The following is a 12,183-nucleotide window of genomic DNA, read 5'->3' as shown; positions in this document are numbered from 1 at the left end:
TTACTGCATCTTGAAGTAAAAGATATCGTAGAAGTTTGTGTTAAGCCAAGGCTTTTGTTTACCGCTTGATTTTTCTCTCACTTCACGACCAGTCAATTTAAACACATTCTCCAGTTGCATATTGGGCGATGCAATGTATTTGATCAATGAACCCGTATACAGTCCATTGGTACCTGCAACACCATCACTTGCTACTGAGCCGGGATCCGTCGCAAAAGAAATAACAGTATTATCGGGTGGCGTGATAGAAGCCAATCCTTCATTTGCATCAGACTCGCCAAATGAACCACGATCAAATGGATTGTTGCGACAGGCATCAAGAATAACAATGTTCAACTTAGTTGCTGCATTTTCCATTCTGTTGAGCACCCAGTTGATATTGGGACAATCTTCTTTAATATCTGCTTTTGTTTGTAACCTGAAATCGACTGGAATGATATAGTTGAAATTATCTACCTGCATTCCATGTCCAGAATAATAGAACAAAGCCACATCGGCACCAATGATCTTTGCACCAAAATCACGGATAGCATTTTTCATTTGCGATGCGCTGCCGTCAATCACTTCCAACACTTCAAAACCACAATTCCGCAATACCTGGGCCATTGAACGGGCATCGTTTTTTGGATTACGAAGTGGCGTAGTAAACTGGTAAGACTGATTCCCTATGATCAACGCCATTTTCTTTTTAAAGTTGGTTGTCACCAACCCGCTGGTATTGGTGCCTGTAGTAATAACATTATTATTGTTGTTCGGTGGATTGTTGTTTGGTTTTGTGTTGGTATTTGATGCGTTGGTATTATTCCCACTAGGTTTATTGTTTCCTGTTGTGGTATTGTTGCCAGTGTTATTCGGTTTTGTGTTGGTTTGATTTGTGGTTACGGGCGGTTTATTGTTATTGCTGGTAGTTACCGGATTATTGTTTGAAGCAATGTTCCCGGTATTGCTGCCCGATTGATAATTATTGCGCACCCATGCATCATAGCCGGGAGGGGGAGTTGTTTTATCCTGGTACGTACCTTCTTTCCAATAACCGATTTTTAATGTACCATCGAACTGAACGAGTTCACCTTTGCCATGAGTACGCTGATCTTTCCATTCACCGGTATAACGTTCACCATTGGTATAGTAATAAGTTCCTTTGCCGTTGAATTTATTATCGTCGAAATTGCCTGCATAAAAATCTCCAATGTCGAAATAATATTTACCCTGGCCATTGCGGTAACCATTTTTAAAATTGCCTTCGTAGTAACCGTTGTTGTAAACATATTTACCGTAGCCGTTTTTGCAATCGCCGCTGATACAACCAGTAGCTCCACCTGTTTTTACTAATGATGCTTTTGGCGTAACAAGATTGTTATCGCTCCAAAAACCAATCTTTTTCACACCTGTGTTTGGATCGTAGTTAATACCCCAACCGTTACGCTTGCTATCGATAAAATAACCAACATATTTTTCACCGGTAATAAAAAAGTAAGTGCCATAACCAGTCAGCAGGTTTTGTTCAAACTGGCCCACCCAACGTGTGCCGTCATCCCAATAGTATGCACCATAGCCATCACGTTTTGCATTTTTAAAATAACCGAAGTAGCGATCGTTGCCACTATAATATTTCATTCCGTAGCCGCCTTCACAATCGCCATTTAAACAGCCGGTGGTGCCAACTTCTTTTCCATAATAAGAAATCTTACCAAGGTATTTGCCTTTCTCAAAAATGCCTGTTTTCTTGCTGCCATCGCTCCATGTTTTTTCTCCCTCACCATCAAACTCACCATTCTTAAAATCACCGATGTATTTTGTCCCATCTTTAAATTCCATCACCCCAAAACCGCTAAACACGTTGGCCAGACTTTCGCCAATAAATTTTTCACCGGTCTTCCAGGTGTACACGCCAAAACCTTCACGTTTATCGTCATAGAATTCACCTTCGTAAATATCGCCGTTTTCGTATTGAAATTTACCGAAGCCTGAGCTGCAGTTACCGCTAAGACAAGTTTGAGCGGTGGATTGGAAAGAAAAGATAAGGCTGAAAAAAGAAATGAAAACTAAGGCCTTCATGTCGGGTTATTTTGGGTTGAAAGTTACAATGCACCTTAAAGATACAAATACCCTCAAGTACGTATTTATTTAGTTGCAAAATAACTCTAAAAACTTTCAACTGTTAGTATCCCTTATCTTTGACGCAAATTTTTAAACTCTATATGCACTTCGAATTAACAGAGGAGCAGTTGATGATTCAAAAAGCTGCCCGAGACTTTGCCAAAACTGAATGTTTACCCGGTGTTATTGAGCGTGATGAACTACAGAAATTTCCCAAAGAACAGATCAGCAAACTCGCCGATCTCGGTTTTATGGGTATGATGGTGAAGCCTGAGTATGGCGGATCAGGAATGGACACAGTGAGTTATGTACTCGCAATGGAAGAGATCAGCAAGATTGATGCAAGTGTTAGCGTGGTAATGAGTGTAAATAACAGTCTTGTTTGTTATGGTTTGCAGGAATATGGAAGTGAAGAACAAAAACAAAAATACCTGACACCATTAGCGCAGGGAAAAAAAGATGGTGAACTATTTATTGGAGCCTTTTTATTAAGTGAGCCTGAAGCGGGAAGCGATGCAACATCGCAACGGACAACTGCTGAAGATAAAGGCGATCATTATATCATTAACGGCATCAAAAACTGGATCACAAATGGTAATTCTGCTTCGGTGTATTTAGTGATTGCACAAACCGATGCAGCAAAAGGCAGTAAAGGAATCAATGCATTTATTGTGGAAAAAAGCTGGCCCGGTGTAAGTGTGGGTGCTAAAGAAAATAAACTCGGCATTCGTGGAAGCGATACACACAGCATTTCTTTCCAGGATGTAAAAGTGCCGAAGGAAAACCGTATTGGTGAAGATGGATTCGGTTTCAAGTTTGCAATGAAGACGCTTGCGGGCGGTCGTATTGGTATTGCATCGCAGGCTTTGGGCATTGCAAGTGGTGCGTATGAACTGGCGCTTGCATATTCGAAACAACGCAAAGCATTTGGTAAAGAAATTATGCATCACCAGGCTATTCAATTTAAGCTGGCGGATATGGCGACTAAAATTGAAGCCGCCCGTTTGTTGTGTGTAAAAGCCGCATGGGAAAAAGATAATAACATCGATTATACACTAAGCTCATCTATGGCGAAAGTATTTGCCAGTGAAACGGCTATGTGGACTGCCACTGAAGCGGTGCAGATACATGGTGGTTATGGATTTGTAAAAGAGTATCATGTAGAACGTTTGATGCGTGATGCCAAGATCACTCAGATATACGAAGGAACCAGTGAAGTGCAGCGTATTGTGATCAGCAGAAGTATTTTGAAATAATAACAAAATTTAAAAATTTGTAAATGTGCTGATTGGAAAATGGTCAGCACATTTTTATTTTCAGCAACTTTGCGTTATGGCAGTTAATACGGAAGCATACAAAGCAATTAAAGAGGAACTGGAAGCAAAGAATGTAACGCTGGTAGCAGTGAGCAAGATTCAACCTGTTGAAGCAATTCTAAAATTATACGAATCAGGTCAGCGTGATTTTGGCGAAAACTATGTACAGGAGTTGGTGGATAAACAAGCTCAGTTGCCAAAAGATATTCGCTGGCATTTTATAGGTCATCTGCAAAGTAACAAGGTTAAATATATTGCACCGTTTGTACACTTGATCCATGGAGTTGACAGTTTCAAATTATTAAAAGAGATCAATAAAGAAGCGGCGAAGAATAACAGAACCATTAATGTATTGCTGCAAGTGCACATTGGGCAGGAAGAAACAAAGTTTGGCTTAAATGAAGAAGAACTTAATTTGACAATTAAAGAATTTGAAAATTTGAAAATGGAGAATGTTCGTGTTTGTGGATTAATGGGTATGGCATCGTTCAGTGATGATCTGCAAAAGGTAAGCAGGGAGTTCAGAAATTTGAAAATGTTATTCAATAAAACTGCGGACAAGTTCACCATTCACGATTCACCATTCACTACTCTCTCCATGGGCATGAGTGGTGATTATAAAATTGCAGTTGAGGAAGGTAGCACCATGGTGCGCATTGGTAGTTTGTTGTTTGGTGCAAGAAATTATGCGAAATGAGTAAGCAACCAACTGATTATTAGGAGCCTTCCGGCAATTATGGTTGCTGTTGACGATCGTGTGCTGGATCGGCTTTGTGTATTTCCTGCTCACCGGAGATTCAAGTACCATGTTACAGGTAAGCAGGTATGGCCAAGTTGGTATAGGCACTGCAAATGTTTTTTCTGCACTTATCATTTCACTTTTTTCTACATTAATGTTGATTTTTCTTTTTATTCCTTCCAAAACAAAAAAGAAAGAAAAGAAATAACTTCTGGTCTTACGGTTTTCAACCGCACCACCCAATGAATAAGGTTTAACGATCAACGACAACTACTTCGGATAATTCGGAATATTTTTTCCTAAGTAAATATTGCGTTCAGCTTTTACTAAACTGCCGCCGGGTTTTGTTGTAAGTATACCACTTCCTCCACGATTCTGCAAACGACTTCGTTCTTGCGTTGTTAGAAACGGATCGTTATCAAAAACAAATTCATCGATCCAGTATTCCTGTTTGCCCGGCTCTTTAATAGTGACGTGAATATGTGCAGGGTTTCGGCTGTTGGGATAAGATCCCGGCCGCAGTGTAAAGAATTTATAAAAACCATTCTTATCGGTCTTCATCCAACCACGTAAATAACCATGTCGTTTGGCCCATCCTTTTTCATCACCCTTTTGTGGATACACTCCAGTATGATCTGTGTGATAAATATAAATGATCACGCCTTCGGCTGGAGTTTTGCCATCGGCTTTGTAAACAGTACCATTCACTGCAAGTTTTTGTCCCGGCAAATTCCAATCTGGCAGCCAGAACATCGGCTCTAATTTATCAAGTGGGGTTGGGCTTTCATAAATAGCTTCGCAGCCTTCGCAACCGTCACCAACGTTAATATCTTTTGTTGTTTGCGTTTGTGCGCAGGAACTTACCGGAATATTGGCAAGCAAAATAAATGCGCATGTAATGAGTTTTTTCATACAAAACGATTTAATGCTGTAAAGCTTGTAAAAAGTCGGCGGCTCTCACAATTAGTTTACACCTGTTGCCATTCTTTCTTGACAAACGGTCGAATTGCATTTCGTCAGCAAAAACCAGCATGAACTGTAATCCTTTTTAACAGGTGGATTTTGTACATTTATTTTGAGGTATGCACAACGCAGCATTTTTTTTGAAATATAAATTGCATCATGTCATCATCTGGATACTGGTGTTTGGTACATGGTTCATGTTCCGATACGAAGGGTATAGCTTGGCAGCCACAGCATTTAAAGTTACTCTCATAAAAGTGATTGACCTGGCAGCGCTTGTGTATTTCACCAATTATTTCCTGATTCCTAAGCTACTTTACAAGAAGCGATATGTTGTATTTGCTGTCGTACTCATCGGCATTATCGTGCTGAGTAGTTTGCTAAAGATGAACATCATAGGACGTATGACTAATAACCCGGCGTTATTGAATTTGTCTGGCAATTGGAAGGGAAGAGTGTATGATAATGTTATTCCGCATTTCTTCCTGGTGCTTGGTGGTGCAGCGTTTAAATTAATGTTCGATTATACAGCCATGCAAAAGAAAATGGCTGATATGGCAAAAGAAAAAGCAGAAGCTGAATTGAGTTTCCTGAAATCGCAGATCAATCCGCATTTTCTTTTCAATTCCATTAATGCTGTTTATTTCCTCATCGATAAAGAAAACAAAGAGGCGAGAGAGGCTCTGCACAAATTTTCCGATATGTTACGCTATCAATTATACGAAGCTGGTGGCGATAAAATACCAATTGAAAAAGAGATCGACTTTTTAAACGACTATGTATCGCTGCAGAAACTAAGAAAAGATGATCAATACCTCGTTGATTTTTCTGCAACGCCTGAGGTGAAAGGCTTTTCAATTGAACCATTACTGCTGGTTTCTTTTGTTGAAAATGCGTTCAAACATATTTCACATCACAGCAATGAAACGAATTATGTAAAAGTGAAACTCTCCAAAGCAAACGGCACCATGGATTTTATGGTGGAAAATTCTAAGGAAGATGCTATTGCAATTGAAAAGAATGGCGGAATTGGGTTGCAAAATGTGAAACGCAGATTGGAATTATTGTATCCTGGTAAATATGATCTGCAAATACAAAACGAAACAGAAGTATATTCTGTTCATCTAAAACTGAAAGTATAATGCTGATCAAAGTTGCGATCATAGATGATGAACCGCTTGCCCGTAAAGGATTGAAAGAATACGTGGCTGATGTAGATTTTATGGAATTGGTGGGAGAGTTCGACAACCCGTTGAAAGCTGCCGACCTCATCAGCAAAGGAGAAGTACAGCTGTTGTTGCTCGATATACAAATGCCAAAGATCACCGGCATTGATTTCTTTAAAACATTGCAACAGGCACCCCCGGTTATTTTCACCACTGCATATCCGCAATATGCATTAGATGGATTTGAGTTGAATGCGCTTGATTATTTAGTGAAGCCAATTTCCTTTGATCGTTTCCTAAAAGCTGCGATGAAAGCAAAAGAATATTATGAACTCCGGCAGCAGAATAAAGCTTCAGACAGCAATGAGCAAAAAGATTTTTATATCAAGGCTGATAATCGTTTTGTGAGAATTGCATTTAAGGACTTGCAGTTCGTTGAAGCGTTGCAAAATTATGTGTGCATTTATACAGTGGAGAAGAAATACATCAGTTATCTCACCATGAAATCGGTTGAAGAATATTTGCCTTCATCGCATTTTATCAAAACGCACAAATCGTTTATAGTGAATGCAGCAAAGATAGAAGCGATTGATGGCAATGAAATACGCATAGGTGAGCATCGTATTCCTATCAGCAGGAATGAAAAAGAAGAAGTGATGGAACAGTTGTTGAAGAATAAGTTTTTAAAACGGTAAACAGGTATGCCATGTCTATCAACAACTTTCAATAGCCAAAACAGCTGTGTAGAGATGGCATGCCTAACACAAGAAAAGCCACATCAAAAAGATATGGTTTTTCTTGTGTTATATTTTGGTCTGACGGCCTAAGGGCCGTACCGACCAGAGTTATTTCTTCACTTTTACGTAGTCAAAAACAATATTGCAGAATGCTTTCACACCTACATCAAGCATACTATCATCGATTAAAAAATCAGGTGTGTGATGATTGGTTGGTTGTGCGCCTTTTGGCATACCACCCAAGTTGAAAAAGAAAGCAGGTGCTTTTTCTCCAAAGAAAGAAAAGTCTTCAGCACCGGTTGTCCAGGTTCCTTCGCTTACGTTATCATTACCAGCTGCAGTTTGCAATGATGGTATCATGCTGGTTACTAACGCAGGGGTATTGTAGGTTACCAATGTTTTATTATCGATCGTAACTTCTGCAGTGCCACCCAATGCTTCAGCAATATTGGTAGCTGTGCGACGGATCTTATCGTACACATCCTTTTGCATTGCTGCATCAAGCGTACGAATGGTGCCGCTAAAACTTACTTCTTCAGGAATAATATTTTCACGTACGCCACCATTGAATTTTCCCACAGTAATTACTACCGGCGCTTTGGTAAGATCTTCTGTTCTGCTCACAATGGTCTGCAATCCGTTTATGATCTGTGCAGAGATCATGATAGGATCAATGCCATTCCACGGCGCTGAACCATGTGCACCTTTGCCTTTTACTTTAATCGTAAACCAGTCGCTGCTCGCCATAAACGATCCGCTTTTGTATTTGATCTTTCCAATTTCAAGTCCTGCAGCAATATGCAAACCAAATATGGCATCCACTTTCGGATTCTCCATCACACCTTCTTTTACCATCAATGGAGCGCCACCTTCTTCTGTGCCGGGAGGACCTTCTTCAGCAGGTTGAAAAATAAATTTAATAGTGCCCGGTACATCTTTTTTCATTGATGACAATACTTCGGCAGTGCCCATTAAAATTGCTACATGTGTGTCATGACCACAAGCATGCATCACAGGTACCTGCTGACCAAGATAATCAGCCATCACGTTTGATTTGTAAGGAATGTTTACACGTTCAGCAATTGGTAATCCATCGATATCTGCACGAAGTGCAACAACAGGACCGGGTTTACCACCTTTCAATAAAGCAACAACACCGGTTTTTGCGATGCCGGTTTTAACTTCAAGTCCGAGACTTTTTAAATGATTGGCGATGTACTCCATCGTTTTAAACTCACGGTTACCCAATTCAGGATTTTGATGAAGATGCCTTCGCCACTCAATTACTTTTGGAAGTAAGGCTTTTGCTTTTTGATCGATCAGTTGCTGTATGTTTTGTGCGGATGCCGACGAAACAGCAATACACAAAACAAAAAAGGAAAACAGTTTTCTCATGCTTTATAGTTTAGAAAGAATTTAAAGATTAATTTTTTAGAAATACATAGCCATCATACTCCACAAAATCGGATGCTTTAATTTCAATGGCACTTACTTTATTATTCTTGATCTCGAACGGGACAGCAAACTTTCCATAAGAAGGATGATTCCAGGTGAGTAAGAAATTTTTATTATCGATATACTCCAGCTTACCTTTTAGTTTTGGATGATGACTCATTAAAACTGTTAGTTCATTATTTTCTTTTACGATCTGCATGTTACCATACACATGATTGTAATAAGAACCTACAAATGCATCGGCACTCACAGGCAGCGTTGGTTTTTTCTTTGCACGTTCTTCCCAGCCTTTTATTTTCGATTCATTTAGTACCATATCCTGTTGACGCAGCTGCAATAAAAATTTACTTCTGTCCACATAAGGCACACCTAAATATGCATCCATGATCTGGTAACGCAACGCCTCAAAAAAGTTTTGGTTGTCGTTGTTGGTTAAAATACTGATGCCGAGTTTTTCTTCCGGTATAAAACAAACATTGGTAACAAAACCAAACGCACCGCCGGTATGCCAGTACACTTGACGGCCATTATAGTCGGTCATGTATTCGCCTAAACCATAAGCACGAAAATGCGTAGGGTAGTAAGGTGATTTTCGTGTGCCTGTAAGAATATTCCCATCTCTTGTTTTTTGTAACACCTGCCATGGAATCACTGATTGATTGTTGATCTTGCCACTGTCCAATTGAAACATGAGCCACTTGGTAAGATCATTTACACAACTAACCATACTTGTGGCAGGTCCAAGATTATCAATTTCATCGTAAGGCAACTTGCTTAACGGCCCGAATGAATTAGAATAGGGTACAGCAACATTTTTGCGGGTACCCATGCCTGCAGTATTCATGTGAGTGTTCGTCATGCCAACAGGGTTAAGAATGCGGCTTTGTACAAATTGTTCCCATGTGCTGCCGGTTACTTTTTGTAAAATTTCCCCGGCCACTAAAAAGCCTGCATTGCAGTAACCATAGTTTTGGCGAAATTCTCCTTCGGGTTTGAGTAAACGCATTTTCCAGATGATGGAATCTTTAGGAAGATTGCTGTTCCAGAATGTAAAATCACCCTGGAATGTTTTTGTTCCTAAACGATGACACAACATGTCTTTAACCGTCGCCAGTTTTGTTGAGGTAGAATCGTATAATCGAAACCAGGGAATGTAATTTGTTACTTTATCATCAAGCGATAATTTCTTTTCATGTTCTGCCAATGCGAGACTGGTACCTGTAAATAGTTTTGAATTAGAAGCGATGATGAATAACGTGTTTGCATCAACTTTTTCAGGCTTTCCAACTTCTTTTACACCATAGCCTTTAATGAAAACAATTTTTCCATCTTTTACGATCGTAATGGCAAGACCAGGAATATTCCAGTCTTTCATGCCACGCTCAATATAGCGTTCAAGACTATCTTTTATAAAGGCCGGCGGTTCCTGGGCATATGCGGAAGTAGTAACTAAAAGCAGAAGAGTAACTAAATATTTCATCGAAGAGTTTGTTTGAAGAAAGATACAGAAAAATGGTTGACCAGAGATTTGTGAGATTTTTGTTTTGTACAGAAGAAAATAAAAAAGCGGATGCATCACCTGCACCCGCTTTCAAATAGAATAGGTTTTCTTTATCGCTCCCACAACAATTTCTTTCCAAAGACGAGTGTATTGTCGGTAAACTTTATGCGACTTATTTCAATTACCCATATCTCACCACGAAACAGTCCCGCCACAGGAAATTTCTTGAGATAGGTTTCCTTTGCTTTGCTTCCAATACTGCCTTCGGCTTTCATGAACTTCCCATTGAACTGAACTCCTTTCACTTTTGCTTTCACAATTTTATCGGGCAAAATGGTACCAGCCACGAGATCGTTCTTCAATGCATTTTCAATATGCTTTGTGTCTGAATCAGATTTAAACACGAGCAGGTTCTCATTTGGTTCAAATGCATAATAACAGGATGCGCAATAAGGCTCATCATTAACGGTAGTGGCAATGGAGATAACAGATTGCTCTTTCAGGAAAGCAACAATATGCTCATTCATTACCGGTGAGGCAGAAGTATTGGTAGAGGTCATAATTGAAAAATTTAATTAAAGATGTATGAATATACAAACTGTAGGGCTAACCTCGATTAGCCTGGGAACTGATTGTGATATGCTATCCCTTATTTATACTCGCCATAAACAGCCCTCAGTTCATCTGCAATTTCACCCAGTGTACATTTATTTTCAACTGCGGTAATAACAGCAGGCATCAGGTTTTCGCCATTGCCAGCCCGATCGTTGATTTCCTGCAGGCATTGATCCACTTTGCCGGGATCACGGTTGTTCTTAAGCTGTTGTAATTTTTGTGTTTGGATAGTGCGTATACTGTCGTCGATCTTAAAGACAGGCGTATCGTTTTCTTCTTTCACCTGGAATTTGTTTACCCCCACAATGATCTTCGATCCATTTTCAATGTTACGTTGATATTCGTAGGCGCTGCGTGCAATCTCATCTTGTATAAAACCTTCTTCAATAGCCGAAACACTTCCACCCATCACATCAATTTTTGAGATCAGATCCCAAGCCTTCTGTTCAATTTCATTGGTAAGTGTTTCTACATAATAACTACCTGCCAGCGGATCAACAGTGTCAGGAGCACCACTTTCAAATGCAACGATCTGTTGCGTACGCAACGCAATGCGTGCAGCTTCTTCTGTAGGTAAGCTCAACGCTTCATCAAAACCATTTGTATGCAATGATTGTGTGCCACCCAATACGGCTGCCAGTGTTTGAATAGTTACTCTTGAAATATTATTCATCGGCTGCTGAGCCGTTAACGTGCTGCCTCCAGTTTGGGTATGGAATCGAAGCATCATGGCTTTGGGATCAGTTGCACCTAGTTCTTTCATCATGTGTGCCCACATGCGTCGTGCTGCACGGAACTTCGCAGCTTCTTCAAACAAATTATTATGCGAATTAAAAAAGAAGGAGAGTCGTTTGCCAAACACATTAATATCTAATCCTTTTTCCAACGCAGCTTTTACATATGCTTTACCATTAGCCAATGTAAACGCAATTTCCTGCACCGCTGTACTTCCTGCTTCTCGAATGTGATAACCACTGATAGAAATCGTATTCCACTTCGGTAATTCATGACTGCACCATTCAAAAATATCGGTGATGATGCGCATGCTGGGCTTTGGCGGATAAATGTAAGTTCCTCTTGCAGCGTATTCTTTCAAAATATCATTCTGAATTGTTCCGCTGATCTTTTTCAGATCGGCACCTTGCTGTTTTGCCAAGGCAACATAAAAAGAGAGTAGAATAAAACCTGTAGCATTGATGGTCATCGAGGTGGACACATCTTCCAGCTTAATGCCGTTGAAGAGTGTTTGAACATCTTCAATACTGTCAATAGCAACCCCAACTTTACCCACTTCACCTTCGGCTAATGCATGATCACTATCGTAACCAATTTGCGTGGGCAGGTCAAATGCCACACTCAAACCACTTACTCCTTGTGACAATAAATAATGATAACGTTTATTGCTTTCTTCAGCTGTGGAAAAGCCAGCGTATTGCCGCATGGTCCACAGTTTACCACGATACATGTCAGGTTGCACGCCTCTTGTAAAAGGAAACTGTCCGGGCATTTCCTGGTCCTCAGCTCCAGAGTAAATAGGTTTTATTTCAATTCCCGAGTCAGTGTAAATCTTCTTTTCTTCCATAAGCAGGCA

At 40.0% G+C, this 12,183-nt stretch carries 10 protein-coding genes; 4 read left to right on the top strand and 6 right to left on the bottom strand.

The genetic code is table 11. The features are described from left to right. A complete protein-coding gene (locus ACO1QW_RS03935; RefSeq protein WP_486255891.1) occupies positions 1–2,058 on the bottom strand; it encodes a caspase family protein in 2,058 nt (685 codons plus the stop codon). A 143-nt stretch (positions 2,059–2,201) separates the two neighbouring features. Between ACO1QW_RS03935 and ACO1QW_RS03930 the strand changes: the two genes are divergently transcribed. Continuing rightward, positions 2,202–3,356 carry an acyl-CoA dehydrogenase gene (locus tag ACO1QW_RS03930; protein ID WP_486255889.1) on the top strand — a complete coding sequence of 385 codons (1,155 nt, stop codon included), beginning with the start codon at positions 2,202–2,204 and terminating at the stop codon, positions 3,354–3,356. Between the two features lie 76 nt (positions 3,357–3,432). After that, positions 3,433–4,113, top strand: coding sequence for a YggS family pyridoxal phosphate-dependent enzyme (locus ACO1QW_RS03925; RefSeq protein ID WP_486255888.1), 681 nt, complete (start codon positions 3,433–3,435; stop codon positions 4,111–4,113). Positions 4,114–4,425: 312 nt separating this feature from the next. On the opposite strand, the gene ACO1QW_RS03920 is transcribed toward ACO1QW_RS03925, so the two are convergent. Beyond that, positions 4,426–5,067 carry a dioxygenase family protein gene (locus ACO1QW_RS03920; protein WP_486255886.1) on the bottom strand — a complete coding sequence of 214 codons (642 nt, stop codon included), beginning with the start codon at positions 5,065–5,067 and terminating at the stop codon, positions 4,426–4,428. Between the two features lie 191 nt (positions 5,068–5,258). Between ACO1QW_RS03920 and ACO1QW_RS03915 the strand changes: the two genes are divergently transcribed. Then, positions 5,259–6,260, top strand: coding sequence for a sensor histidine kinase (locus ACO1QW_RS03915; protein ID WP_486255884.1), 1,002 nt, complete (start codon positions 5,259–5,261; stop codon positions 6,258–6,260). Then, on the top strand, positions 6,260–6,979 hold the full coding sequence (locus ACO1QW_RS03910; protein ID WP_486255883.1) for a LytR/AlgR family response regulator transcription factor: 720 nt from the start codon (positions 6,260–6,262) through the stop codon (positions 6,977–6,979). The genes ACO1QW_RS03915 and ACO1QW_RS03910 overlap by 1 nt, the downstream gene beginning before the upstream one ends. 150 nt (positions 6,980–7,129) lie before the next feature. On the opposite strand, the gene ACO1QW_RS03905 is transcribed toward ACO1QW_RS03910, so the two are convergent. The 4 genes from ACO1QW_RS03905 to ACO1QW_RS03890 all read right to left on the bottom strand — a co-directional run bounded on the left by ACO1QW_RS03905 (position 7,130) and on the right by ACO1QW_RS03890 (position 12,174). After that, positions 7,130–8,416 carry an amidohydrolase gene (locus ACO1QW_RS03905; protein WP_486255881.1) on the bottom strand — a complete coding sequence of 429 codons (1,287 nt, stop codon included), beginning with the start codon at positions 8,414–8,416 and terminating at the stop codon, positions 7,130–7,132. A 28-nt stretch (positions 8,417–8,444) separates the two neighbouring features. Continuing rightward, positions 8,445–9,956: a serine hydrolase gene (locus ACO1QW_RS03900; RefSeq protein ID WP_486255879.1), complete on the bottom strand. Its 1,512-nt coding sequence runs from the start codon at positions 9,954–9,956 to the stop codon at positions 8,445–8,447. A gap of 131 nt (positions 9,957–10,087) precedes the next feature. Continuing rightward, positions 10,088–10,537 carry a hypothetical protein gene (locus ACO1QW_RS03895; protein ID WP_486255877.1) on the bottom strand — a complete coding sequence of 150 codons (450 nt, stop codon included), beginning with the start codon at positions 10,535–10,537 and terminating at the stop codon, positions 10,088–10,090. An 89-nt stretch (positions 10,538–10,626) separates the two neighbouring features. Next, on the bottom strand, positions 10,627–12,174 hold the full coding sequence (locus tag ACO1QW_RS03890) for an acyl-CoA mutase large subunit family protein (RefSeq protein ID WP_486255875.1): 1,548 nt from the start codon (positions 12,172–12,174) through the stop codon (positions 10,627–10,629). Positions 12,175–12,183: the final 9 nt, after the last annotated feature.

The organism is Lacibacter sp., assembly GCF_057361365.1.
Note: the sequence above shows the minus strand (reverse complement) of the source record. Positions and strands in the feature narration are given on the sequence as shown.